Origin of the sequence: Myxococcus sp. NMCA1, assembly GCF_026810205.1 — a bacterium.
GTDB classification, from domain to species: domain Bacteria; phylum Myxococcota; class Myxococcia; order Myxococcales; family Myxococcaceae; genus Myxococcus; species Myxococcus xanthus_A.
Window position 1 is genome coordinate 8,259,404 of record NZ_CP113950.1, and the last position, 24,923, is coordinate 8,284,326.

The following is a 24,923-nucleotide window of genomic DNA, read 5'->3' on the forward strand; positions in this document are numbered from 1 at the left end:
AGGGCGGCTGACACACTCCGGGCGTCCTGGCAAGCCGACAGCAACACGTCGCGTCATCAACACGCCGACCAACCTTCAAGCTGACTGGCGGCAGGTGTGGGGTATAGTCCGCACTTTCCGGCGCTCCGTTCCGGGGGCGCCCCGAGTGTCCCCATGCTTGTCCTGCGTGACGTCCAGAAGACCGACCTGCCCGGGCTCAAAAGGCTCGCGGCCGTGCTGAACACGGTGAACCTGCCGAACAACGAGGAAACGCTGTCGGCCATCGTGGACACGTCGGTGAAGAGCTTCGCGGGCAAGGTGAAGAACCCCTTCGAGCGCGAGTACCTCTTCGTGCTGGAGGACGTGCGCAACAGCCTCATCATCGGCACGTCGATGATCATCGCGCAGCACGGCACCTATGAGGCTCCGCACATCTATTACGAGGTGAGCGAGCGCGAGCACTACTCCGCGTCCCTCTCCCGTCACCTTCGCCACAAGGTCCTCTCCATCGCCTACAACTACGAGGGCCCCACCGAGGTGGGCGGCCTCGTCGTGGACCCGCCCTACCGCGCCACGCCGGACAAGCCCGGCAAGCAGCTGTCCTACGGGCGCTTCCTCTTCATCGCCATGCACCGGCGGCTCTTCCGCCCCCGCGTGCTGGCGGAGCTGCTGCCGCCGCTGCTGCCGGACGGCCGCAGCCTCTTGTGGGAGGCCTGCGGCAAGAAGTTCACCGGCCTCACCTACCAGGAGGCGGACCGCCTCAGCCGGCAGAACAAGGAGTTCATCAAGGAGCTCTTCCCCGCCTCGGACATCTACGCGTCGCTCTTCCCCGCGCGCGTGCAGAAGGTTCTGGGCGAGGTGGGCCCGCAGACGCGCGGCGTGCAGCGCATGCTGGAGCGCATCGGCTTCAAGTACATGGAGCGCATCGACCCGTTCGACGGCGGTCCCCACTTCGAGGCCGACACCGCCGACATCTCCCTGGTGCGCAAGTTCCGCACGCTCAAGGTGGCGGAGGAGGACTTCGACCTGGAAGGAGATGACGTCCTCGTCGCGGTGGAGAGTGACTCCGGCCGCAACCGCTTCCGCTCCGTGCGCTGCCAGGCCCGGCTGGAGAACACCCAGGCCTTCCTGCCCGCGCGAGCCAAGGAGGTCCTGGACGTCCAGGCCGGCGCGAAGGTGTCCATCATCCCCTTCGAATAACCCACTGCCTCACGGCCGGCGCACCACCCGGTGCGCCCCGCGCAGCAGCGACAGCCAGCGCGCCCCCGCCTCCAGCGCGGGGCCCTGCGCCTCCGCCAGGGCGATGGGCAGGTGCGTATGCGGTGACACCTCGTCCAGGGACGTCGGGTCCAAATCCAACGTCCCGCCCGTCGCCAGCGCCACGCGCACCCAGGCGTGGGGCCGTGCCGGCCCGCCGTCCACCACCAGCAGCCCGTGCACCAGCGCCACCTTCACGCCCCGCGCACGGGCCCCCGCGGCGAAGCGCAGCGCGTGCGCCAGGCACCCACCCGCCTCGCCCTCGCCGTCCTCGCTCCAGTCCGCGCCACCGGGCGTCTTCTCCGGGAAGGCCGCGTGGACCTCGGCCGCCAGCGTCCGCGCCGCCGCCGCCATCCACGGCGTCAGCCCCGCGAGCCGCGCTGGCACGTCGAGCGGCGGCTCCAGCGACAGCGCGCCTCGGGCCCCCTCCACGGGCAGTCCGTCCGCGAAGAGCTCGGGAGGCGCGCGCAGCCGCTCCCCAGGCGCGGCCACGGTGAAGCGCGAGTCGCCCACCTCCAGCACCTCCATCCGGCCGTCCGCCCCGTAGCGGGCCTGGAAGGCCGTCCCCAACAACGTTCCCTCCACGCGCCGCTCCTCCACCCGGGTGACGCAGTGCGGGCCCTCGCGGCCCGTCAGCTCCTCCCGCCCCACGACACACCCCACGGCGGGCACGCCCTTCCAGAGCCACAGCGCCTGCGGCACCGCCGACGAGCCACGCACCCGCCCCTGGGCATCCACCTCCAGGGACTGTTCCCGGCGGCGCGCTCCCGCCTTTCCGGCGCGGGTGTGCAGGTGCTGGCTGACGTAGGTAAAACGGCCCGGCTCCAGTTTCAGCGTCACCGTGCCTACCGGCACGCCGCGCCAGGCGAAGACGTAACGCGTGGAATCCGCCTGGAACGCGGGTGGCGTGCCAGCGCTACCGGGACTCTCTGGCTTTACCGGGAGCGTCAGCAGCAGCAGGGCAAGCAGGGTGGCCACGGGCCCAGTGTGCGGCGTTTTGAGGACCGGCGCGAGAAGGCGGAGTAGCGTTCCACTCCTTCATGGGCGCCAAACGGTACCTGTTCACGTTCGGCCTGGCGGCAGGGCTGGTCTCCGCGCTTCTCCTGGGGGGGATGCTGCGGGCCGTCTCCGGGGGGCCGCTTTCGAATGCCACCTGGGCGGTGGTGCTGCTCGCCACGCCCGCGCTCTATCTCGCGGGGGGATACCTCGCGTGGTTCCGCTGGGCGGCGCAGCGGCGGCGGGTGCGCCGGCAGGTGATGGCGCGGCTGGCGGAGGGCGACCTCACCACCACGGTGGGGCCGCGCTATGAAGGCCACGAGGACGTGCGCCGCCTCATCCTGTCCCTGCGGCGCGCCCTGGCGCAGGTGCAGCGGGTGACGGCCAACCTGCACCGCACCAGCACGGACGTGAGCGGGCAGGCCCGGATGCTGCTGGAGGCCGCGCGGCGGCAGGGCGGCGCGGTGGAGCGCACGCTGGAGGCCGTCAGCGGCATGGGCGGCAGCCTCCAGGTGGCCGGCAAGCGGGTGCACCAACTGGAGGTCTTCGCCGTCGACACCACCGGCGCGCTGCTGGAGATGACGGAGCGGCTGGAGCAGGTGGTGGACTCGCTGGCCCAGGTCAACACCTTCGCCCACAACACCACGTCGCTGATGCAGGCCATGGCCGAGCGGATGGCCAACATCGCCGCGTCCGGTGACGAACTGGGCCGCTTCGCCAGCGAGGCCGAGGACTTCGTCGCCGCCGTGGAAGGCGGCATCGATTCCGTGCGCCGCCGTGCCAATGAGACGAACCAGTTGGCCATCGCCGTGACGGCCACCGCCGAGCGCGGCGAGGTGCTGGTGGGCGACAGCGTCAAGGGCATGTACCGGGTGGAGGAGACGGTCCGGAAGGCCGCCGAGCTGATGGAGATGCTGGGCACGCGCTCGACGGAAATCGGCCGCATCGTCGACGTCATCCAGGAGATTGCGGACCAGACCAACCTGCTGGCCCTCAATGCCGCCATCATCGCCGCCCAGGCGGGCGTGCAGGGACGGCCCTTCGGCGTGGTGGCCAACGAGATTCGCAACCTGGCCGAGCGCACCACGCGCTCCACCCGCGAAATCGGCGCCATGGTGGCGGGCGTGCGCGACGCCGTACAGACGGCGGTGGCGCTGGTGCAGGAAGGCCGCGAGCGAGCCACCGCCGGTGTGGCCCTGGGCGACCGTGCCGCGGAAGCCCTGGTGGAGATTCGCACCATCACCCAGCGCACCTTCACCGCCGTTGAAGCCACGGTGGCGGAGACGCAACGGCTGGAGGCGCAGGGTGCCACGGTCGTGGAGGCCAGCCGCCGCGTGGCCCTGCGGGTGGAGAACGTCACGCGCATGGCCATCGAACAGTCCGGCCACGCGCGCGAGCTGCTGCGACAGACGCAGGAGATGGCCCGCGTGGGCCAGGGCGCCTCGCAGAAGGCGGAGGCCCAGGCGCGCACCGGGCGCGACCTCTCCGAGTCGGTGGTGCGGCTGAGCGCCGCCCTGGAGGAGCTGCGCTCCGCCAACGTGGTGCTCACCAAGGCCGACGCCTCCATCCGCGAGGAAATCGCCCAGGTGCGCGAGGACGCACACCGGGTCATCCGCATTGGCGACGGGCTGACGCGAACGGTGGACCAGTTGGGCCACGAAGCCGAGGGCCTGGAAGCGGAAGTGTACCACTTCAAGCTCCCCACGCCCCACTCCGGCGGGACGCTGCGCGTGGGCATGCACCAGGCCGCGTCGCTGCGGAACCGCCAGGCGGTGGACCCGCTCTTCAGCGTGGAGAACCAGGTCTCCGAGCTCACCGCGTGCGTGTTCTCCACGCTGGTGCGCAGAGAGGACGGCGGGCTGGAGCCCGACCTGGCCGAGCGCTGGGACGCAGACCCTTCCGCGCGCCGCTACCGCTTCTATCTGCGCCGTGGCGTCACCTTCCACGACGGCACGCTGCTGACGGCGAGCGACGTGAAGCGCCACCTGGAGCGGCTGCTGGACCCGGCGCTCCGCTCGCCCGACCGGAGCCTCCTGGAGGACGTGGAGGGCGCGCCGGAGTACGCCGCTGGCATGGCACGCGACGTGTCCGGCCTGGAGGTGCTGGACGACCACACGCTGGAGATTCGCCTCCGCGAGCCCAAGGCGTTCTTCCTCCAGTTGATGGCGCTCACCGCCACCGCGGTGGCCCGGACGGACGCCAACGGGCGGCTGGTGGGCACCGGGCCGTTCCGGCTCCTCGCCCTGGAACCCGAGCACGTGGTGCTGGAGCGGAACCCCTCTTACTGGCGCTCGGGCGTACCGATGGTGGACCGGCTGGAGTTCCTGCTCGCCGGTTCTCGCAAGGAAGCGGTGACGCTGCTGCGCCAGGGGGCGGTGGACCTGGTGTCATTCCTCGACACGGAGCATGTGGAGTTGCCCGGCCTGGAGGCCTTCCAACTCGCCGCGAGCACCACGCCCTCCACGGCCTTCGTGGTGCTCAACCACCGGGAGGCGCCCTTCGACGACGTGAGAGTCCGGCGCGCACTCCGCGCGGGCATGGACATCCAGGCCATGGTGAGCCAGTTCCACCCCGGCGCGCGCGTGGCTCGCTCGCTGACCCCACCCGAGCTGCTGGATGACGCGGACATGGGACCCGCGCCCGTACCGGACGTGGCCCTCGCCGAGCAACTGCTGCGAGAGGTAGGCCTGCGCAGGCTGCGGCTGACGCTCCACCGTCCCACCGGCAATGACCACTCCGCGGAGGACGCGGTGCTCTTCCGCCCGCTGCTCCAGGCCGGGCTGCTGGAGCTGCGCTACGTGGAGATGTCGCGCGAGGAATACACCGCCCAGGTGACCGAGGGCCGCCTCCCCGCCTTCCGCAGTCGCTGGCTGGCCGACTACCCGGACCCGGACACCTTCCTGTACTTCCTCCTCCACTCCAACGCCCAGACGGTGTTCCCCATGGGCTACCGGAACCCGGAGCTGGACCGGCTCACCGCCGAGGCCCGCGTCTCCATCGACCCGGAGCTGCGCCGTCAGCTCTATCTGCGCGCGGAGCAGCTGTTCCGGGAGGACTGCCCCCTCATCCCGCTGTACCACGACCGCGCCCACGCGGCCGCGACCCCCGCGGTCCAAAGTCTGCGGCTGCACCAGACGCCGCCCCAGGTGCGCTTCGACGACCTCTGGGTCGACCCGAACGCCTCCACCTGAGACAGCCCAAGGCACGGGTGGCGCGCGACGCCGGCATCACGGAGATTCGATTCTCATCCGCGAGGCTCCACCATGGCGCTGCGGCCAGCCGCGGTCTTCCGTCGTGAAGTCCCGCCCCAGGCCGTACGACTCCAGTCGCCACACGCCATCGCGGTTCAAGACGACATACAGGTGCTGCCCCAGGAACGCGGCACCCGCCACCTGCGGGCGACTGGGAAGCGGGCAGCTGCCGACTCGGGCACCTTGAGCAAAGAACTGTATCCATGCCTGGTGGCCCTCCGGCAGTTCGGCGTCAGCGAGCACCCCCACCACGCCCCCTTGAAGCAACGCGGCTTCGTACACCGTGCCCGGTGCCACCTCATCCGGAAGCGCATCCACCTCCCACACCACGTGTCCGGACTCCGGGTCCACGGCGCGAAGCACGACACGCTCCTCCCGCGCCGTGCAGGGAACGCCGTCCGTGCGCGCACATGCCCGTGCGAAGAGATGGCCAGGCTGTCCATCCGAGGGCAGTAGCGCTGGCTCCGCGATGGGCACCCGCACGCTGGCGCCACCGCCCCCTTCCGAGAGCATGACGGGCACGCCGCCATCCTCCGGCACAAAGGCTCGCGCTCCCACCAGCAGCCGCCCACCCGCGATGGCCAGTGACGCACCTCCATCCGGAACACCGCCATCCAGCAGCGCGCTCAACTTCAACTCCGTCCCCCCACTGCCATCTGCCACTCCTGGCGACACCTTCGAGAGCGCGCTGGCATCGAAGTCAGGCCCGGCAGGCTGCCCGCTGTCCCGCTTCGCGCCGTCGTCAGCTCCGGCGGTTGCGAGCCTCGCGCTTCGGGCGTCGAGTTCCACCCGCGCCAGCCGTCCATCCACCGTGTAGAGATAGGCCGCCCCCAGCACGTCCAGCCCCAGCCGCGCCTCTCCTCGCCAGGCTTCGACCTGTGACGCGCCCAGCAACGTGCCCGCGTCCTCGCGACCCGACAGCCAGACGAGCCTCGCGGATTCGGGCGAGGTGCCGCCCTCATCCACACCGCCGGCATCCGGCACGGCCCGCCACGCGACGTACGCGAGAACGTCCTCCTCGTGCGTGAGCGCGATGTGGCTCGCGGCGGCGCCTCCCGGCGGAAGGTCCCCGCCCGCCCCTAGCGACGCCCACGAGGCCTGCCACAGGCGCGCACCGGAGCCGCGCGGCGCATAGGCCTCGAGCCCCTCTGACGCATGGACCACCACGCCCGCGTCCGACACGGCCAGCAGCGTCCGCGCGCCCCCATCCGGATACGAAGACACGTACCGCAGCAGCCCCGAGCGCGTGTACGCGACCAACTGGCAGCCCGCGTCCCCGCCACACACGGAGGTGTAGAGAGAGTCCTCCGAGACGAGCAACACCGTCCCACCGTCCGCCTCCACCGGCACGCCTTCCAGCGCCAGGCTGAGCTCCGGCGCGAGTTCGACAGGGTCCGGCCGCTGGCACACGCCCCCCTGGCACGTCCCTTCTCCCTGGCAGGCGGTAGCGGGCGCGCAGACGAAGCCCTCGGGTGGCGTCACCTCCCGGCATGCGCCGCTGAAGCACAGACGCGCCGTCTGACAGTCCGCCGGGCCGCAAGGACTGAAGTCGTCGGCGTCCACCGCCGTGCAGCCCTCGTCCCGGTCGCACAACCCCACCTTGCAGGGGTTCTCCGGCGTGGGGCACGCCACCCGCGACGTCACACACCCCCGCGAGGGCGAACACGCATCCACCGTGCACGGGTTGTTGTCGTCACACGTCCTCGGGTGGCCCACGCAGACGCTCGCCTGGCAGCGGCCGTCCACCTGACAGCGGCTCTCCGGCGTGCACGCGGCGCCTTCCTCCAGCGGCGTTTCCACGCACGTCCCGGATGCCACGTCGAAGCGGGAGTCGAAGCAGGGGCGCTCCGGACACGGCGTGGGCCGGATGCCCAGGCCCGTGAGGCGGACGGACGCCGTCAGCCCCGCGCCTGACAGCAGCAGCATTCCCTCCGCCAGCCCATGCCCCGCGGTGAAGACGACCTCCACTTCAGTCGCGCCGCCGCCGGGTACGCTCACCTCGGACGTCACCACGGCGAAGGGCGCCGCTACGGATGCCGCCACCGTCAGGCCCGCTCGGCCCGTGGCCAGCACCGTCACCGCGCGGCGCGCCTGTGTCCCCTCCAGCACACGGCCGAAGTCCACCACCGCATCCCGGGGCCGGAACCCCTGACGCGAGCCTCCCGTCCCGGAGTCCCCCGACTGGCACCCACCCACGACGAGCATGAGCGCCACCAACAACGGACTCCAGGAACGCGCCTGCGGATGCATGCCCGCGACTCAAGCGCGGGGCCGCGCGCCCCTGCAATGCAACACCAAGGCGCCGTCCTGAGACGAACTCAAGGCCCCGGCGCGGGGGCACGGCGCCGGGCCAACATCCGGATGCCCACGCCAATGGCGCCAATGACGACCAGCCCCACCACCGCGTACTGGTACCGGGTGACGAGCGCCGTCAGCCGCTCCAGATTGCCGCCCACCGCCGTGCCCAGCCCCAGCACCAGCCCGGTATGTGCCATGGCGGACACCGCGCCCAGCGCCAGCGCGTTGAAGCGCGGCATGCGCGAGGCCCCCGCGGCGACGAAGATGAGGCCCCGGATGCCCGGCAGGAAACGATTCACCAGCAGCAGCCACGGCCCATTCACGCGCATGCGCGCTTGAACCTGTTCCAGCCGCGCATGGGTGATGCCGAAGAAGCTGCGCTCGGGGTGGGCGTCGAAGCGCTTCGCCAGCCAGTGCCCCACCGCGTAGTTGATGGCCGCGCCCGCCACGCTGCCCACCGTCACCACGAGGAAGACGAGCAGCCACGGTTGCGAGCCACGCACCGCGTACACGCCCCCCAGCAGGGTGATGGTGTCCCCGGGAAAGGGCGGCACGACGTACTCCAGCATCGCCGCCAGCCCCAGCACGAGCAGGCCCAGTGGCCCCAGGGCCGAGATGAGCTGGTCGATGAATTCCACCATCCGCGCGTGTGACCTCCAGCGAGCCGAGCACCGTCGGATTTAAGTCGGACGCCGCCGATGCGAAAGCGGCATCCACTCCGCCCCGCCCGGGGTGAACATCACCGGAGCGCGCGCCCGGCGTGAACCGCCGCCCCAGGCGCTGTCGCCTGAAGGAATACCGGCATCCGTGCGGCAGGTCCGCGAGCGGGGGCTCAGCCCGGCCACGGCAGGGCGCGGCCACCATGACTACCCTTCAGTTGCGCCCTTCAAACACGTGGACCTTCCGGGCGGAACGCATCCATGGCGGGCCCATCCCCTCACCGAGGTCTCTCGCCATGTCCTACCGCGTCACCATCACCCCCGAGCTCACGGAGGCCTACCAGCAGCTGCCTCCTTCCGAGCGCCAACCCATCCAGGAGCGGCTGGACATGCTCGCCGCGGCCGCCGAGGACGCCGCCTACTCCCCGTCCAGGATGAGCCGACCCCATGCGAGCGAGCTCGCGGTCGTCTCCCCCGGTGCACACCGAATCTTCCTGGGCGACCAGTGGATTGCGTACCGCGTCCAGGCCGAGGACCGCACCCTCCAGTTGCTGGACTTTGGCAGTTGGAGCAAGAGCCCGCTGACACGACAGGCGCCCCCCGCGGCGGAATGGCACGGCTCGGGTCACAGGGAGGATGGCTGGGACAACGAGGGCGGCGGCAGTCCCCCGTACACGCCCTAGGCCGTCCCCCCTTCCGCGCGCACGTCACGGCGTCGTGGACGTGGGCGCCTCGGCGGGCTGCGGCATCACCGTGCCGCCGTACTGCGTGGCCGCCAGCGTGCCACACGCCGCGCCAATCTCCTTGCCACCAGAGTACCGACGCGCCACCGGTGACTTGAGAATCTGGAGGTGGTCGCGGAACGCGCTCAGCTCCTCGGGCGTGGGCGGCAGGTACTTCCCGGTGGGGTCCGTCACGTCGATGAGGTCCACCTTGATGCGGATGCCCTCGAAGGCGGCCTTCAGCGCCTCGGCGTCCTCGCGGCCCAGGTTGAAGCCGCTGATGGCGACATAGGCGATCATCGCCCGCTCGCGCCGCACCTCGCTGTACTCGCGGATGGCGGCGATGAGCTCCGGCAGCGGGTGCGTCTTCTCAATCGGCAGCACCTTCGCGCGCTTCTCCGCGATGGCGCTCGTCACCGAGAAGGCCAGCCGGTACGGATGCCCTTCACGCACGTAGCGGCGGATGGCCGGCACATGGCCCGCCGTGGAGAAGGTAATCGCCTCCCCTGCGATGGAGAACCCCGCCGGGTGCCGCAGGATGTCCGCGGCTCGCAGCGTCTCCTTGTAGTTGAGGAGCGGCTCCCCCATCCCCATGAAGACGACGCCGCGCACCGGCCGGTCCGCTTCCTCCCGGACCTGGAGCACCTGGTCCAATATCTCCCAGGTCTGCAGATTCCTTTTGAAGCCCAACTTCCCCGTCATGCAGAAGTCGCACGCCAGCGCACAGCCCACCTGGCTGGAGACGCAGATGACGTACTTCTCATCGAAGATGGGGATGCGGACCGCTTCAATACGTCCGCCCAGCGGCGAGTCGAAGAGGTACTTCACGAAGCCGTCGTCCGCGCGGCGGCGCTCGACGATTGCCAGCTTCGGCATCTCCGCGTGGGCACGCAGGTGGTCTCCCACGCGGCGCGGCACCTGGCGGGCCGAAGCGACATCCTCCACGGACTGCGCACCGTGGGCGAAGACGGCCGCGAACACCTTGCGGACGGCGGTGGGCGATGGGGAGAGCGGCGCGAGCGCGGCCTCCAGTTCCTGCAACGACAATGACTTCAGGTTCACGAGGCGGACTTGATTTTGGAGCGAAGGAACTCGGTGAGCTTCTCGGAGACTTCCTTCGGCATCTTCGCCACCAGCGCCTTCTTGCACAGCCCGGGCGTGGCCCGGTAGGTGCGCAGGAAGTCCACACAGGGGCTGCACCCGCGCAGGTGCTCACGCAGGTGCTGTGTGTCCTCGGGAGACATCTCTCCGTCGAGGAATTGCAGCAGGAGGTTGATGGAATCTTTGCAGTTGTACATCCGAACCTCGGCTGGCTGCGGCGCGCCCTCGTTCCTCTCGATGATGCCGAGCGCTTCGTCGCGTTTCACAACTCCCGGCTGTCCCGGTTGTAGAAAGCGTCGATGGCTTCACGGAGCGCGAGCCGTGCCCGGTGCAACCGGCTCTTGATGGCGGGGATGGAGTCCCCCGTTGCCTCTGCAATCTGTTCGTAACTGAGGCCCTCCACGTCTTTCAAGAGGAAGACCTCCCGGTACCCCTCGGGCAGGCGGTCCGAGGCTTGCTGGATGGCGGAGCCCAGCTCGGCGTCCAGGGCCTTCTCCTCGGCGTCCCGGCTCCAATCCGTCTGGGGATAATCCGCCAGGGAGCCCCGCTCGGTGAACTCCGGGCCCTGGAGCTCCTGCTCGGCTGCCTGGGCCACGCGGCGGTGGCGCAGGCGCATGAGCGCATGGTTGGCGGCGATGCGGTGCACCCAGGAGCCGAAGGCCGCATCCCCCCGGAAATCCCTCAGGTGTTGGTAGGCGGACAGGAAGGTATCCTGGGTGATTTCGGCCGCGTCGGCCTCCGAACGGGTCATCCGGAGCGCCAGGCCATACACCTTGTCCCGGTGGGCATCCACCAGGGCCTCGAAGGCGGAAACGTCTCCATCCTGTGCGCGAGAGAGGAGCTGACGGTCCTCTTCCCTGATGGCCTCGTCGGACATGGCGGGGCGCACCCAACCAGCCAGAAAGCCCGCCGTCAAGCGGGCTTGCGGCGCCCCGGTGGCGGCCCCTTGCTGACATGTTGACTGTCCCGGACCCACAAACGGAAGGGTTCGGCGGCCCACGCCCCGGCGTAGTCCACGCCAATCCGAGGCCCCCGGGACACGGCTGACTCGGGAACAGGCGTCCCGGGTCGCAGGTGCAGCGCGGGCGTGCACAGGCCCCGCCGGTTGTGCGCCCGGGTGAGGCCCAGCGCCTTGCACAAGCGGCCCGGCCCGTCTGTGCGCGTCCCCGGGGGCAGGCCCTCCACCGGCTCCACCGCCCGCACCAGCACCGCCGCGCCCACCCCCGTGGCATCCGTCACCACGTTGAAACAGTGGTGCATGCCATAAATCAGATAGACGTACGCCACGCCGGCCGGGCCGAACATGACCTCGGTGCGAGGGGTGAGCCCCTTGGCCGCGTGGCACGCCAGGTCGTGCTCGCCGATATAGGCCTCCGTCTCCACGATGCGGCCCACCCGGCACTGTCCGCCCTCCTCCACCACCAGCAAGGTGCCAAGCAGCTCCCGGGCAACCACCAGCGCGGGACGGGCGTAGAAAGACTCCGGCAACCAGTTCACGCCTGGATGTTAACGGCCCTTCCGTTCGGAAAGCGAAGAACCCAGACACACTCGGAGAGCGTCGGCAGTTCCCACCGGCGCGGGGCTGGGGCAGATTGCATCGCACCATGTCCACACCCGGCCGGCTCTCCGGTCTTTTGCTCCCGCTCTTCTCCCTCCGCTCGCAGACCGACTTTGGCATCGGTGACTTCGGTGCCCTGGAGGGACTGTTCAGCTGGATGAAGGCCGCCCGCCAGCGGATGCTGATGGTGCTGCCGCTGCTGCCCACCGCGCCGGGCGACCCGAGCCCCTACGCGACGCGCTCGGCATTCGGCCTCAATCCCCTCTTCATCGACCTGCAGCGGCTGCCGGAGTTCACCGCGGCCGGCGGCGAGGCGGCCCTGTCCGACGCGCAGCGCGCCCAGCTGGCCGAGGCGCGTTCGGCGCCGCGCGTGCGCTACGATTTGGTCTTCCCCCTCAAGGACGCCGCCTTCGCGCGCGCCTTCGACGTCTTCGAAGCGCAGCACTGGGCGCCCCAGTCCGAGCGGGCGAAGGCCTTCCGCCAGTGGCGCGACGCCCAGGGCGAGTGGCTGGAGAGCTACGCGCTCTTCACCGCCATCAGCGAGCAGGAGGACCGCCGCCCATGGTGGGAGTGGCCGGAGCCGCTGCGCACCCGTCAGCCGGAGGCCCTGGCCCAGAAGTCCCGGGAGCTGGAGCGCCGCGTGCGCTACCACGCCTGGCTCCAGTGGGTGGCCGAGCAGCAGTGGAACGAGGTGCGGACGCAGGCCCGCGCCCAGGACGTCCTCCTGTGCGGCGACGAGCCGTTCATCATCGGTCAGGACAGCGCGGACGTGTGGGCGCACCCGGACATCCTGCGGCGCGACGCCCGCCTGGGCGTGCCTCCGGATGACTTCTCCGCCACGGGCCAGGACTGGGGCCTGCCCTACTTCGACCTGGCGGCCATGGAGAAGGACGACTTCGCGTGGCTGAAGATGCGCGCGAAGAAGGCGGCCAGCTACTACGACTTGCGCCGGGTGGACCACGCGGTGGGGTACTTCCGTCAGTGGATTCGCGACGCGCAGACGCCCACCGGGCGCTTCATCCCGCCGGACGAGGAGAGCCACCGCCGCCTGGGCGAGAAGACCTTCCGCCTGCTGTCCGAGGGCGCCGGCATCGTCGCCGAGGACCTGGGCGTGATTCCGCCCTTCGTGCGCCACATCCTCGCGGAGCTCAAGCTGCCCGGCTACCGGGTGATGCGCTGGGAGCGCGACGACAACCACTACCGCGACCCGCGCCAGTTCCCGGCGGTGTCCCTGGTCACCACCGGCACGCATGACACGGACACGGTGGCCGAGTGGTGGGAGGGCGCGAGCGACCACGAGCGGCAGGCGGCGGCGCGCTCATGGCCGGAGCTCAACGGCGTGGCCATCACCCGCGAGTTCACCCCGGACGTGCACCGGGCCATGCTGGCCTCGGCGCTCAACGCCAACAGCGACCTGTGCGTATTGCCCTGGCAGGACGTGCTCGGCACCCGGGACCGCATCAACCTGCCCGGCTCCATGAGCGATTCGAACTGGGCCTACCGCATCGAGCAGAACGTGAGCGACCTGCTCACCGATTCGCGCACGCGCGAGGCCGCCGAGCGGCTGGCCTGGCTCACCGCGTCCGCGCGGCGCTGAGACACCGTCCGCCCGGGGGGCCCAACGTCCGCGGATACGCGCGGCCGCGACGGCCTCACGGTTTGATGCACTTCACCTGGGCCGGGAAGCCGTCGAACAGGGCGCAGGTGCGGTTGGAGTTGGCGCACTCCAGCCGCTCGCAGATGTCGTCGAAGACGCAGATGGGCGGCGAGCGGCCGAACTCCAGGAAGATTTCCGTGCAGAACTGGTACGGGTCCACGCAGCCGAACGAGCCGCAGTAGGGCGCGTCCGACAAGCTCTCGCCCTCCTTGGGGCGCACCGCCTCGTCCTCGGAGACACCACACGAGGACGCGCATACCGCGAGCACGGAGAACACCAGGCTTCTGATTCGCCGGGACTGGGCCATGGCCCCCCATCTTGGGCCAGGCGGGCGCGGCTTGCACGTCTTCGCGAGGCGTCATTCCGCGACACCGGACACTGGGGTTTGACCCGACGTCCCGGTATGCGACAAAGCACTGTCATCCTGGACGGAAGAAGTGTTGGGGCCGCGAGCCTTCCGGCTATGAAACATCCCGTGGCCGCCGACCTGCTCAGATACCTCCGCCTTGCCACTCCGCTCGCGCTGCTGCTCACCGCGGCCTGCGCCACCACGAATGCGCCGCCCCCCTCCGGACCCAAGGTCACCGACCTGGAAATCCAGGGAACGGACCAGGTGAGCGAGGGCGCCATCAAGGACCACATCCTCACCACCGCCACGCCCTTCTGGGGCTTCTGGCCCTTCGGCGGCCCCAGCTACTTCGACGCCAACGCGTGGCAGGCGGACCTGCGCCGCATCGAGCGGTACTACCAGGCCCAGGGCTACTACCAGGCGAAGGTCACCAACGCCGAGGTGAAGCCGGACGGTGACGACAAGGTCGCCATCGACATCAGCGTGCAGGAGGGCGAACCCACCCGCATCAGCGAAATCCAGGTGACGGGCCTGGACACCCTGCCGGAGGACGTGCGCGAGGAGCACCGCAAGTATGTGCTGGACGGACTGCCCCTGCACGAAGGCGACGTCTTCAAGGAAGAGTCCTGGGAGGAAGCGAAGGTCCGCGTCCAGGAGCGGCTGCGCGAGCTGGCCTACGCCGAGGCCGAAGTCGACGGCGAGGTCCGGGTGGACGTGGACACAAGGCAGGCGGTGGTGGAATTGCGCACCCGGCCCGGCATCCGCTACCGCTTCGGCAACACCTTCGTCGCCACCGACGCCAATCCCCAGGTGCCTCCGCGCCGCATCATCGAACAGGTGACGGGCGCGCTGAAGAAGGGGGACTGGTACAGCGAGACGGCGCTGGCCAACGCGCAGGCGCGCGTGTTCCGCATGGGCGTGTTCGGCGCGGTGAAGGTGAACCGTGGCGCGCCGGACCGCGAGTCCGGCACGGTGCCGGTGGTGGTGGACGTGCGGGAGGCGCCCTTCCGCTCCGTGCGGCTGGGCGGCGGCCTGGGCGTGGACGCGGCCCGGCAGGAGGTCCGCGCGGTGGGCGAGTGGACCCACCGGAACTTCGGCGGCGGCCTGCGCCGCTTCACCGTCCGAGGCCGGCTGGGCTACGCCTTCATCCCCAACGTCCTCAGCTTCAACAAGGACGGTCCTGTCTTCGACGTCACCGCCGAATACGAGCAGCCCCGCTTCCTCTTCCGGGACTTGCGGGCGCAGAACTCGCTCAGCGTGGAGAAGGGCCTGGAGCAGGCCTATGACTTCTGGGGCGGCAGGCTCCAGACGGGTGTCATCTGGCAGCCGCACCCCGACTTCTCCATCTTCCCGTCGTACAACCTCCAGGTGTACCGGCTCAGCGGCCGCGTCAGCGCCGACTCCCGCGTGCCGCCCATCGTCCTGGGCTGCGGCGAGGGCCAGGCGCAGTGCAACGTGGCGCTCAGCTTCCTGGAGCTGGCCTTCACCTGGGACCGACGCGATGACGTCATCGAGCCGCGCGACGGCTACTACATCTCCCTCTCCGTCCAGAAGGGCGGAGGCACGCCCCTCATGGGAGACTTCAACTACGTCCGCCTGCTGCCCGACCTGCGCGTCTACCGTTCGTTCGGCGAGGACAAGCGGTTCATCCTGGCGGCGAAGGTGCGCGCGGGCACGCTGAACCCCGCGGGCGGCGGCCAGAGCTCCATCGTCACCCGCTTCTTCTCGGGCGGTGGCACGTTCATGCGCGGCTTCAACGGCCAGCGCCTGTCTCCCCTGGCCGCCCTGCAGCGCACGGCGGACGTGGACGGCGACGGCAACCCGGATGTCGTCCAGGACGAGGAATGGGACACCGTGCCCGTGGGTGGCAACAGCCTCTTCGAGACCTCGGTGGAGATGCGCTACCAGTTCACGGAGAGCCTGATGGTGGCGGCCTTCTATGACACGGGCCTGGTGGGCATCGAGGACTTCTCCCACGCGAACCGGCCCAAGCTCTTCGGCCCCCAGCACTACCACGCCGTGGGCATGGGCCTGCGGTATCTGACGGTCGTCGGGCCCATCCGGCTGGACATCGCCCGGCGGTTGAACATTGGCGGGGGATTGCCCGTTTCCACCCCGGGATACATCTATCCCGAAGCCGGAGGCTGCTTCGGCATCGGAAGCCGGTGGAGACCCACGGGCCCGACGACGCCCAGCGGCGCGTTCGCGGGCGCTCCGGACGGGCTGTGCGCGCTGCACCTGTCGATTGGAGAGGCGTTTTGACGCAATCCCCCCCGAGCGCCGCGCCTCCCCCACCCCGCCGGCCCGCGCGCTGGGGCCGCCGCGTGCTGTGGGGTCTGCTGGGCCTCGTGGGCCTCATCGTGCTCGTCGTCGCGGGCGTGCTCGTCTTCGCCACGACGTCGCGCGGAGAGGCCTGGCTCGTCCAGAAGGGACTCGCGCTGGCCCATGAGCAGCTCTCCGGCCGGCTGGAGCTGGGGCGCCTGGACCTGTCCCTGGGCGGCGTCATCCTCGAGGACGTGAAGCTGTATGACCCCGAAGGCGAGCTGGTGGCGGAAATCGCCCGGGTGGACGTGCGCGCGCGGCTGGCGGGGCTGGTGCGCCAGCACGTGAACCTCCCCTCCGCGCGCATCGAGCGTCCGCGCCTGTATCTGACCCAGGACGAGCGCGGGCTGAACCTGTCGCGCGCGCTGGAGCCCCGCACGCCCAGCCCCGAGGAGCCCTCCACGGGCCGCGGCTCGCTGGTGCTGGACTTGCGCGAGCTCGTGCTCGAGGACGGCTACGTCGACTTCCGCCAGGCGCTGCCCGAAGGTGGTGAGCGGCAGGTGCGGCTGGAGGACCTGGACGCCCGGGGCTCGGCCCGCTACGCCGCCGCGACGCAAGGCGTGGGCGCGAACCTGGAGGCCACCGCGAGCCTCGCCCGTCCCGTGCCCGGGCCCGTGCGGCTGGCGCTGAAGGCCCGCGGCGAAGAGGGCGCCTTCGAAGGCGATGTCGACCTGGAGGCCGCGGGGCTGGTGCTGGACGCCAGCGGCCGCGCGAAGCTCCCTCCAGAGACGCCGCCGGGCGTGCCGGAGGGCCAACTCCAGGCAGGACTGGAGCTGCGGCGCCTGTCCGCGCCGCCCGACCTGCTGCGGGCCTTCGTGCCCACCTGGCCGTTGCGGGTGCCGGTGTCCGCGGAGGGCTCCGCCGGACTGGACGGCGACGCGGCGCGGGTGGACGTCACCGCGAAGGCCGCCAGCGCCTCCCTGTCCGTGAAGGGCGGCATGGATTTGGAGCGGATGCGCACCGACGGCCTGTCCGTGAAGGCGCGCGACGTGGACCTGTCGGAGCTGATGGCGCAGGGCCCCAAGACGCGTATCGCCGCGGACCTGGACGCGAAGGGCGGAGGCACGAGCCTGGAGTCGATGGAAGGCGAGGTGAAGCTCACCGTGTCCCCGTCCGAATACCTGGGCCAGCCGCTGGGGCCGGTGGAGTTGGAGGCCAGCGCGAAGGAGGGCCGGTATTCGCTGATGCGGCTGCGGATGCTCGCGCCGGGCGTGGCCCTGCAGGCCAAGGGAGACGGCACAGCGGAGTCGGTGCACCTGGAAGGTGGCCTCACCGCCGGCAACCTCGCCCTGCTGTCACAGATGCTGTCCAAGCTGATGCCGGGCGTGGTGGCCCCCATGGCGGGCAACGGCACGTTGGACTTCTCCGTGAAGGGCCCGCTGCGCACGCCCGCCGTGAAGGTCGACGGTGGCTTCGCGGCGCTGCGGTACGGCGACGTGGCGGCGCAGGACGTGTCCCTGAAGCTGGAGATGCCGGACGTCAGCCACCCCCTCACGTCCAACGCCACGCTGGTGGTGTCCCGGCTGAAGGCGGGCGGACGGGACTTGCGCGACGTCGCCGTCACGCTGGCCACGCAGGAGCGTGCGCTGGAGGCCAGCGTGCGCGTGGCGGGAGACGCGGAGCTGGGGCTCACGCTCAGTGGCCAGGTGGACGACAATCGCCAGGGGCTGGCCATCCGGCAGATGGCGCTGTTCTGGCCGGAGGCCACCTGGACGCTCCAGGCGCCCACGCACCTGGGCTTCGGCGGAGGCAACGTCGAGGTGGCGCCTGCGCTGCGGCTCGCGTCGGAGGGGCAGACGCTGTCGCTACAGGGCGCGATGCGCGGCCAGCGCGTCAACGCGCGCGTGGAACTGGGCGCGTTCGATTTGTCGCGGCTGCCCCGGTCCTTCGTCCCGGAGTCGCTGGGCCTGGGCGGCAGGCTGACAGGCCACGCCGCCGTCAGCGGGACGATGGCGCGCCCCGACGCGGAGACCGACCTTCAGCTGGAAGACGGCAGCGCGCGAGGCTACGAGGGGCTCCAGGCGGAGCTGAAGGCGCGCTACGTGAAGGACCGCGCCACCGGGACGCTGGCGGCCAGCCTGCCCGTGGCGCGGCTCGCCGCCGAGTTCGACGTGCCGGTGCAGGGCGTGCTCAAGCGCCGGCGCGATGCGATGTCCGTGCGCCTGAACCTGGAGGACCTGGACATCGCCGGCGCCATGAAGCTCGCGGGCCAGCCCGAGAGCGCCAGCGGCCGGCTGGCCGGCACGCTGACCGTGGAAGGCCCCGCGCGTGAGCCCCTGCTGGACTTCACCCTCCGCGGGCAGGACGTGCGCTACCAGACGCCGCCGCCGGGCTTCTCGCTGCCTGTGCCGCTGGCCTTCCAGTTGCGCGCCGCGTCCGACCGCGAGGACCAGACGCTGGATGCGCGCCTGGACGTGGAGGGCCTGGGCTCGCAGACGTACGTGGCCCTGCGGACGCCCTTCACGGTGGGCGGGCTGATGGCGAAGCCGCCCACGCCCGATGAGCTCTTCGCGACGACGCTGGGCGTGGAGGCCCGCGTGACGCAGCTGCCCCTCACCCTGCTCAAGGGCATGAGCGGCGTGCAGCAGCCGGGCGGCACGGTGACGGCGCAGCTGGACTTCGAGGGCTCGGTGCTGGTGCCCCAGGCGACGCTGCGCGTGCAGGCCAACGCGGTGACGATGAACGGGCTGCCGCCCATGAACGGGCAGCTCAGCGTCGTGGGCGGCGACAAGGACGTGAAGCTCACGCTGAACGCACTGCGCCAGGACGGACCGCTGGCGCAACTGACGGCCACGCTGGCGGCCCCGCTGGGCGCGCTCCAGGACCGCGAGGTCTACGGCTACATCCCCTTCGACATCACCGGCCGCGTGGGCCCGGTGCCGCTGCAAGAGATTCCCGGCCTGGCCACCCCGGCGTCGCCCGTGGCAGAGGGCGCGCCGCCACCGCAGGGCGGCCGGCCCCAGGGCATCCAGGGCGTGCTGGCCATGGAGCTGGGCGCGCGGGGCACGCTCGACACGCCGCAGATGGAGCTCACCGCCGGCGTGCAGAACCTGGGCGTGGGCAACACGGGGCTGGGCCAGGTGCGCCTGAACTACACGTACAGGGACACCCGCTCCCGCTTCGACCTGCTGCTCACCGAGCCGGGCGGCGGCACCATGCTGGTGAACGGAGGCCTGGGCCTGGACGTGTCACTGCCCGCGCTCAACCGGGGACTCCAGACAGACAACGCGCCGGTGGAGGTCGCGCTCAAGGCGCGCAACTTCAACCCGGCCTTCCTGTCCGGCACGGTGGAGATGCTGCGCAGCATCGGCGGCGTGCTCCAGGCGGACGCCAGCGTCGCCGGCACGTTGGGCGCGCCCAGCATCAACGGCAGCCTGGAGTGGAAGGACGGCAAGCTGGGGCTGATGGGCCTGGGCGAGTACCGCGACATCCAGCTCGCCCTGAAGGCCAGCCGCGAATCCATCGCCGTCACGACGCTGTCGGCGAAGGCCGGCAACGGCTCACTCAACCTCAACTCGCCGTTGACCGCGGTGCTCAACGCCCGGAATGAGTACGAGCTGTCCAGCCCCGGAACGTCCGACCCGCCGCTGGTGATGCGCAATTTCCCCATCATCGTCGACGACCAGCTCATGGCGCTGGTGAGCCTGCGCGCGAAGGTGGAGGGCACGCTGTCCCGGCGACTGGTCAACCTGCGCAACGTCACCATCCCCGAGGCCACCATCGAGCTGCCGGAAGCCAAGCGCAAGGACCTACAGGCGCTGGAGCGGCCCGGTGACGTGGTGCTGGTACGCAACGGAGAGCCGCTGGACCGCAAGAAGCGCAAGGAAGCGGCCCAGGCGCGGCCCCCGGCGAATCCCGACGAGACACCCGTGGAAGGCGCGGCCCCGGCGGAGGGCGTGGCGGTGGAAGACGAGGAGGAAACGGCGACGCCACCCATTGTGTTCTGGGTGAATGTGAATGCGCCCCGCAACCTCTGGGTGAAGGGCTCCGACATCAACGCGGAGCTGGGGCTGTCGGATGACTTTCGCGTCGAATACACGGACGTGGCGCGCCTGTTCGGTGAAGTGCGCGTGCTGCGCGGACGCGTGGACGTGCTCGGCCGCCGCTTCGACATCCAGCGCGACAGCCAGGTGCGCTTCACCGGCCCGGCCATGGCGCCGTACATCAACGTCACCGCCGAGCACCGCAACGACAGCGCCAAGGTCACCGTGTTCGTCACCATCCGGGGACAGGGGCGGGAAATCACGCTCAAGCCCACCAGTGACCCGCCGCTGCCGGAGTCGGAAATCTACACGCTGCTGGCGACGGGCCGGCGCACGCTGGAGCGCAGCTCCGGTGCCTCCATGAACGCCAGCGCGCAGGCCGCGTCCGTGGTGGGCTCGCTGGTGGCCAACGAGGCCCGCAAGGCCCTGGCCGCGAAGCTGCCCCTGGACGTGGTCTCCATCGAGGCGGGGGCCTCCGGCATCGCGGGCACCAAGCTGGAAGTCGGCACCTACGTGACGGACAAAATCTACGTCGGCTACACCGGCCGCGTGGGCGCCAACCTCCAGCAGGGAGAGAACGCCAACGCGGTGCGCTTCGAGTACCAGTTGGGCACGCGCTGGAGCCTGGAAGGCCAGTACGGCGACGCGCGCTCGGGCGGGTTGGACCTCATCTGGACCAACCAGTACTGAGGCTCACTGGGACACGGCGGGCTCCTGTCCTTCCGGGCGGGAGCCGCCGCTTCGACGACTAGAGGCCGTACATCGCGAAGCACGAGCCCGCGGGGCCCGCGCCGGAAATGGGCGCGCTCGGCGCGCTCAACCACGCGCTGTTGGCGCCGCACTGGTGCCACTGCTGGTCTCCCGTGGACTGCACGCAGGTGCGCGCCGGCACGGAGCGGCCCAGCGTGGCGGAGGAGCACCAGCCGTAGGACGCGGTGCAGTTCGTGGGCTTGGTGGTGCTGCCCGCGGTGAAGGCGCCCGACTGGCACTGCCGCCACATGGCGTCCGACGAGCTCTGCACACAGCCGAGCTCCGGCACGGTGGCGTCGGCCGTCTCGGAGTAGCAGCCGGAGGCGGAGCCCCACGCATAGGCCGACTCGTAGCGGTGGTAGACGACGGACACCAGCGACGAGCCGCCCACGTTGGTGCGGCCGCACTGGAGGGCATACGCGCCCACCCAGGGCGTGTACGTGTAGAGCGCCGCCGTCGCCTTGTTGACGGGACGCACCGAGCACGGGTCCGACGTGGACTTCGTCACGCCCACGCGCCAGCCGGAGATGGTGGCACGGCCCGCGTCCAGGTCCGTCAGGTAACCGCGCAGCTTCTTGGCGGAGCAGTCAATCTGCTTGCCGAAGCCCACGTATTGCGCGTCACAGCCGCTGGTGTCCGGACAGCCACAGCCGGTGGCCTTGGCCAGGTTGTTGGAGTTGCCGCTCTGGACGAGGCTGGACTCCACCTGGATGCGGGCCAGCATGTACAGCGGGCTGATGCCAAAGGCCTTGGAGCGCTCGACGATGAGCGCGGCGGCCGTCTTGTTGCTGAAGGCCGGGTCCCGGTAGTTCGCCAGGAACGAGTTGTTCTGCTGGAGGAAGGCCTGCACCTGCGCGGTGGTAATCCACTGGCCACCGGTGATGTCGGTGTCCTCCAGCAGCCGGTGCATGTCGTACTTCGTGGTGGCCTCCAGCAGCACCTGGCCGGTCAGCTCATCGATGACGGGCTCATCTGCCGCGTCGATGGGACCACAGCCGGCCGCCACCAACGCGGGCACCAGGAGCAACCACAATCGCGTCTTCATCGCGTCCTCGGGGGGATGGGCCGCGAACCCGGAGAGCGGTGCTCACCGTCCACCGGACACGGCCAGGGGGAGTCCGAGGCTCCAGCCGCGTGAAACATTATTCAAGAATTTCTTATCTTTAATGCCTGACGGATTATTGGTGTCCTGTTGAATCCGTCACCCAGGCCACACAGCCAGAGCGCAGGCGCCGGGAGTAGCGTACCCGCCATGAGCCACTTCCACGCTCCACCGAGGCCGAGGCGACTTCTCTCCCTGACGATGGGACTGCTGCTGGTAGCGGGCTGTTCCAGTTCGGACGGTGACAGTCCCGGGCCCGGGCCCTCGGGTGGAGACGCGGGCACGGGTGCACCGGACGGCGGCGGCCTGGAGCCTTCCGGCTGCCTCAATGAGACCTTCTTGTCGTCGCTGGGGAAGAACCGGCTGCTCGTGGGCGCGCAGATGGCGGACGGCACCGCGGCCAGCGCGCCTTTCGACATCCACTATCTCTACATCGCCGGTGGGCTGTTCGACTCGCCCACCGCCTGCACGTCCTGCACGTCCGGGTGCAGCACTTCGGGCACGTCGTGCCAGGGCGGCGGCTGTGCGTGGTGGGGCTGCTGGCAGGACGTGTCACGGCCGCCCGGCGATTACGTGCGGGGCTTCGTGTCCCGTGCCCGGGCGCGCGGGCAGCTTCCACTCATCACCTACTACCAGCAGTTGCTGGGCAGCGGATTGGGCGAGGGCGAACAGCAGTTGGGCGCGCTCAACAATCTGTCCTTCATGCGGCGCTATCTGGCGGACTGGCGCTTCGTGGTGCAGCAGGTGGGCGACGCGCAGGCGCTCCTCCACATCGAGCCGGACCTGTGGGGCTACGTGCAGTTCTTCCACGGCGACGCACGCCGCGTCCCCGCACAGGTGGCCAGCGCCAACGCCACGGACTGCTCGGCGATGGAGAACAACGCCGCGGGCCTGGGGCGCTGCATGATTGCCATGGCTCGCAAGTACGCGCCCAACGCGAAGGTGGGCCTGCACGCCAGCCCCTGGGCGACGCGGATGGACGTGTACCTGAACACCAACGCGTCCTTCGACGTGGCCGGCGAGGCGCACAAGGTGGCCGACTTCCTCCTGCAGGTGGGCGGGAGCGAAACGGACTTCGTCGTGGTGGAGGCCTCCGACCGCGACGCGGGCTTCTACCAGTCACAGGGCGAGGACGCGTGGTGGGACGCCACCAACGCCACCCGGCCGAACTTCCACCAGGCCTTCGCCTGGGCGAAGGCAATCTCCGAACGGATGAACACACCGAACCTGTGGTGGCAGCTGCCCGTGGGCCACATGAACCTGCCCGACACGAACACGCGCTGGCGAGACAACCGCGTGGACTACTTCTTCACCCACGCGAATGAAGTGGCCGCGGCGCACTCGGTGGGCTTCTCGTTCGGCGCAGGCGAAGGGCGGCAGACGACGCCGGAGACGGACAACGGCCACCTCGTCAGCCGGGTGCGGGCCTACGCGCAGTCGGGTGGACAGGCCCCATGCATCCCCACCCTGGCGCCCTGAGCGCCCTGCCCGTCCTGGTAGGCTGACCGCGTGCCCGCGAGCCCGCCCCTCCTGGATGACATGCTCCTCTTCACCGAGGTGGTGGCGACCGGTGGCATCACCGCCGCCGCGGAGCGGCTGGGGCTGCGCAAGTCCACGGTGAGCCGCCGCCTCGCGGCGTTGGAGGAGCGGCTCGGCGTCCGGCTCATCGAGCGCAACACGCGGGGGCTCCGGCTCACGGAGGTGGGCCGCGACTACCACGCCCACTCCGCGCGGCTGGTGGCGGAGGCTCGCGAGGTGAACCGCGCGCTCGGCGAGTCGCGTGTCACGCCGCAGGGCACCTTGCGCATCGCCACGCTCTCACTGCTGGGCGAGCTGCTGACACCGCTCATCGCCGAGCTGCTGTTGCGCAATCCCCTGCTCCGCGTGGAAGTCTCGCTCGCCGAAGCGCACGTGGACCTCATCTCCGAGGAGTATGACCTGGCGCTGCGGACCGGCCCACTCGCGGACTCCGCCATGGTGGCCCGCAGGCTCGGGCGTCTTCGCACCGGCTACTACGCCAGCCCCGCCTATCTCGCGAGGCAAGGGGCCCCCCGGACCTCGGCGGAGCTGCAAGGCCATGCCTGCGTCGTGCTCGCCGCTCCCGGCACCGACGAGGTCTGGTTCTTCGGCGAGGGCCGGGGCGCGAAGAGCCTACCGGTGACGGGGCGGCTGCGCGTGCCCAGCGTGCGCGCGGGGCAGGCGGCCGCGCGCGCGGGCCTGGGCGTGGTGCGGCTGCCCGCCTCGCTCGTCGCCGAGGACGTGCGCGGCGGGCTGCTCGTTCCGGTGCTGGAAACCGAAACGCCGCCGGGCATCCCTGTCTTCGCCGTCTATCCCAGCAAGCGGCAGCTCCCGCCCAAGGTGCGCGCCTTCCTGGCGCTATTGAATGAACGCGGCGCCGCGCTCCCCTGGGACGACGCCACCGAGCCCGCGTCCTCCCGAAGCCGGTAGGGGACGTCGCGCAACACAGCGTTCCCTCGCGGGCGCTCGTCCGTTCCCGTTGAGGCCACTACACCTGTGTCCACACCCAGGCAGGGCCCACGCGCCCGGCCGAACGAGGAGGACACACAATGACGACGAACGTCATCCCGCTGGACGACGCGCACTTTCAACGGGAGGTGCTGGAGTCGCCCGAGCCCGTGCTGGTGGACTTCACCGCTACCTGGTGCCCGCCGTGCCGTGCGCTCGCCCCCGTGCTCGACGCGATTGCCGCCGACTTCCGGGGCCGGCTGAAGGTGACCAGCCTGGACGTGGACGACAATCCGGAGTCTGCGATGCGCTATGGCGTCCGCTCCGTCCCGGCGCTGCTGCTCTTCAAGGAGGGCAAGGTGGTGCGGCAACTGCTGGGCGCCCAGCCCCGCGCCAAGCTGGAGCAGGAGTTGCGCACCCACCTCGGGTGACGCGGCGCCCCTCTTCCTTCAGGCCGTATTCGGCGTTGTTGC

18 protein-coding genes are annotated in these 24,923 nt (G+C 70.5%); 9 read left to right on the plus strand and 9 right to left on the minus strand.

Annotated features, from left to right (window positions below):
* Positions 1-153 precede the first annotated feature (153 nt).
* On the plus strand, positions 154-1,179 hold the full coding sequence (locus OZ403_RS34100) for an arginine N-succinyltransferase (RefSeq protein WP_140795395.1): 1,026 nt from the start codon (positions 154-156) through the stop codon (positions 1,177-1,179).
* A 9-nt stretch (positions 1,180-1,188) separates the two neighbouring features.
* On the opposite strand, the gene OZ403_RS34105 is transcribed toward OZ403_RS34100, so the two are convergent.
* Positions 1,189-2,214 (minus strand): lasso peptide biosynthesis protein, encoded by a 1,026-nt coding sequence (locus OZ403_RS34105; RefSeq protein WP_268782715.1) that lies wholly within the window; start codon positions 2,212-2,214, stop codon positions 1,189-1,191.
* Positions 2,215-2,276: 62 nt separating this feature from the next.
* On the opposite strand from OZ403_RS34105, the gene OZ403_RS34110 reads away from it, so the two are divergent.
* Positions 2,277-5,423 (plus strand): ABC transporter substrate-binding protein, encoded by a 3,147-nt coding sequence (locus OZ403_RS34110; RefSeq protein ID WP_268782716.1) that lies wholly within the window; start codon positions 2,277-2,279, stop codon positions 5,421-5,423.
* A gap of 36 nt (positions 5,424-5,459) precedes the next feature.
* On the opposite strand, the gene OZ403_RS34115 is transcribed toward OZ403_RS34110, so the two are convergent.
* Positions 5,460-7,733: a hypothetical protein gene (locus OZ403_RS34115; protein ID WP_268782717.1), complete on the minus strand. Its 2,274-nt coding sequence runs from the start codon at positions 7,731-7,733 to the stop codon at positions 5,460-5,462.
* Positions 7,734-7,801: 68 nt separating this feature from the next.
* A complete protein-coding gene (locus OZ403_RS34120) occupies positions 7,802-8,422 on the minus strand; it encodes a DedA family protein (RefSeq protein ID WP_140795399.1) in 621 nt (206 codons plus the stop codon).
* Positions 8,423-8,736: 314 nt separating this feature from the next.
* Here OZ403_RS34120 and OZ403_RS34125 point away from each other — a divergent pair, with 314 nt between their 5' ends.
* The gene (locus tag OZ403_RS34125) at positions 8,737-9,123 is read left to right on the plus strand and encodes a type II toxin-antitoxin system RelE family toxin (RefSeq protein ID WP_268782718.1); all 387 of its coding nucleotides are present in this window, start codon (positions 8,737-8,739) and stop codon (positions 9,121-9,123) included.
* 24 nt (positions 9,124-9,147) lie between these two features.
* Here OZ403_RS34125 and OZ403_RS34130 read toward each other — a convergent pair whose 3' ends face one another.
* The 4 genes from OZ403_RS34130 to OZ403_RS34145 are packed head-to-tail and all read right to left on the minus strand — an operon-like array spanning position 9,148 to position 11,760.
* Complete coding sequence (locus OZ403_RS34130) at positions 9,148-10,224, minus strand: radical SAM protein (protein WP_268782719.1); 1,077 nt, start codon at positions 10,222-10,224, stop codon at positions 9,148-9,150.
* Complete coding sequence (locus OZ403_RS34135) at positions 10,221-10,529, minus strand: anti-sigma factor family protein (protein WP_020478006.1); 309 nt, start codon at positions 10,527-10,529, stop codon at positions 10,221-10,223. The genes OZ403_RS34130 and OZ403_RS34135 overlap by 4 nt, the downstream gene beginning before the upstream one ends.
* The gene (locus tag OZ403_RS34140) at positions 10,526-11,140 is read right to left on the minus strand and encodes an RNA polymerase sigma factor (RefSeq protein WP_268782720.1); all 615 of its coding nucleotides are present in this window, start codon (positions 11,138-11,140) and stop codon (positions 10,526-10,528) included. The genes OZ403_RS34135 and OZ403_RS34140 overlap by 4 nt, the downstream gene beginning before the upstream one ends.
* 35 nt (positions 11,141-11,175) lie before the next feature.
* Positions 11,176-11,760, minus strand: coding sequence for a DNA-3-methyladenine glycosylase (locus OZ403_RS34145; protein WP_140800041.1), 585 nt, complete (start codon positions 11,758-11,760; stop codon positions 11,176-11,178).
* 107 nt (positions 11,761-11,867) lie between these two features.
* On the opposite strand from OZ403_RS34145, the gene OZ403_RS34150 reads away from it, so the two are divergent.
* Positions 11,868-13,418: a 4-alpha-glucanotransferase gene (locus OZ403_RS34150; protein ID WP_268782721.1), complete on the plus strand. Its 1,551-nt coding sequence runs from the start codon at positions 11,868-11,870 to the stop codon at positions 13,416-13,418.
* A 55-nt stretch (positions 13,419-13,473) separates the two neighbouring features.
* On the opposite strand, the gene OZ403_RS34155 is transcribed toward OZ403_RS34150, so the two are convergent.
* The gene (locus tag OZ403_RS34155) at positions 13,474-13,785 is read right to left on the minus strand and encodes a hypothetical protein (protein WP_140795404.1); all 312 of its coding nucleotides are present in this window, start codon (positions 13,783-13,785) and stop codon (positions 13,474-13,476) included.
* Between the two features lie 156 nt (positions 13,786-13,941).
* Here OZ403_RS34155 and OZ403_RS34160 point away from each other — a divergent pair, with 156 nt between their 5' ends.
* Together OZ403_RS34160 and OZ403_RS34165 are read left to right on the plus strand one after the other, a co-directional pair.
* A complete protein-coding gene (locus tag OZ403_RS34160; RefSeq protein ID WP_140795405.1) occupies positions 13,942-16,089 on the plus strand; it encodes a BamA/TamA family outer membrane protein in 2,148 nt (715 codons plus the stop codon).
* A complete protein-coding gene (locus OZ403_RS34165; protein WP_268782722.1) occupies positions 16,086-20,822 on the plus strand; it encodes a translocation/assembly module TamB domain-containing protein in 4,737 nt (1,578 codons plus the stop codon). The genes OZ403_RS34160 and OZ403_RS34165 overlap by 4 nt, the downstream gene beginning before the upstream one ends.
* Before the next feature lie 58 nt (positions 20,823-20,880).
* On the opposite strand, the gene OZ403_RS34170 is transcribed toward OZ403_RS34165, so the two are convergent.
* Complete coding sequence (locus OZ403_RS34170) at positions 20,881-21,927, minus strand: hypothetical protein (RefSeq protein ID WP_140795407.1); 1,047 nt, start codon at positions 21,925-21,927, stop codon at positions 20,881-20,883.
* Positions 21,928-22,134: 207 nt separating this feature from the next.
* Here OZ403_RS34170 and OZ403_RS34175 point away from each other — a divergent pair, with 207 nt between their 5' ends.
* The 3 genes from OZ403_RS34175 to trxA all read left to right on the plus strand — a co-directional run bounded on the left by OZ403_RS34175 (position 22,135) and on the right by trxA (position 24,881).
* Positions 22,135-23,463, plus strand: coding sequence for a hypothetical protein (locus OZ403_RS34175; RefSeq protein ID WP_237079978.1), 1,329 nt, complete (start codon positions 22,135-22,137; stop codon positions 23,461-23,463).
* Between the two features lie 60 nt (positions 23,464-23,523).
* Positions 23,524-24,432, plus strand: coding sequence for a LysR family transcriptional regulator (locus OZ403_RS34180; protein ID WP_268782723.1), 909 nt, complete (start codon positions 23,524-23,526; stop codon positions 24,430-24,432).
* Positions 24,433-24,551: 119 nt separating this feature from the next.
* Positions 24,552-24,881: a thioredoxin gene (trxA, locus tag OZ403_RS34185; RefSeq protein ID WP_268782724.1), complete on the plus strand. Its 330-nt coding sequence runs from the start codon at positions 24,552-24,554 to the stop codon at positions 24,879-24,881.
* The last annotated feature ends 42 nt before the right edge of the window (positions 24,882-24,923 follow it).

Coding starts and splice junctions, on each gene's coding strand:
- OZ403_RS34100 (WP_140795395.1), top strand. CDS start 154: ATGCTTGTCCTGCGTGACGTCCAGAAGACCGACCTGCCCGGGCTCAAA.
- OZ403_RS34110 (WP_268782716.1), top strand. CDS start 2,277: ATGGGCGCCAAACGGTACCTGTTCACGTTCGGCCTGGCGGCAGGGCTG.
- OZ403_RS34115 (WP_268782717.1), bottom strand. CDS start 7,733: ATGCATCCGCAGGCGCGTTCCTGGAGTCCGTTGTTGGTGGCGCTCATG.
- OZ403_RS34120 (WP_140795399.1), bottom strand. CDS start 8,422: ATGGTGGAATTCATCGACCAGCTCATCTCGGCCCTGGGGCCACTGGGC.
- OZ403_RS34125 (WP_268782718.1), top strand. CDS start 8,737: ATGTCCTACCGCGTCACCATCACCCCCGAGCTCACGGAGGCCTACCAG.
- OZ403_RS34140 (WP_268782720.1), bottom strand. CDS start 11,140: ATGTCCGACGAGGCCATCAGGGAAGAGGACCGTCAGCTCCTCTCTCGC.
- OZ403_RS34150 (WP_268782721.1), top strand. CDS start 11,868: ATGTCCACACCCGGCCGGCTCTCCGGTCTTTTGCTCCCGCTCTTCTCC.
- OZ403_RS34155 (WP_140795404.1), bottom strand. CDS start 13,785: ATGGCCCAGTCCCGGCGAATCAGAAGCCTGGTGTTCTCCGTGCTCGCG.
- OZ403_RS34160 (WP_140795405.1), top strand. CDS start 13,942: ATGAAACATCCCGTGGCCGCCGACCTGCTCAGATACCTCCGCCTTGCC.
- OZ403_RS34170 (WP_140795407.1), bottom strand. CDS start 21,927: ATGAAGACGCGATTGTGGTTGCTCCTGGTGCCCGCGTTGGTGGCGGCC.
- OZ403_RS34175 (WP_237079978.1), top strand. CDS start 22,135: ATGAGCCACTTCCACGCTCCACCGAGGCCGAGGCGACTTCTCTCCCTG.
- OZ403_RS34180 (WP_268782723.1), top strand. CDS start 23,524: ATGCTCCTCTTCACCGAGGTGGTGGCGACCGGTGGCATCACCGCCGCC.
- trxA (WP_268782724.1), top strand. CDS start 24,552: ATGACGACGAACGTCATCCCGCTGGACGACGCGCACTTTCAACGGGAG.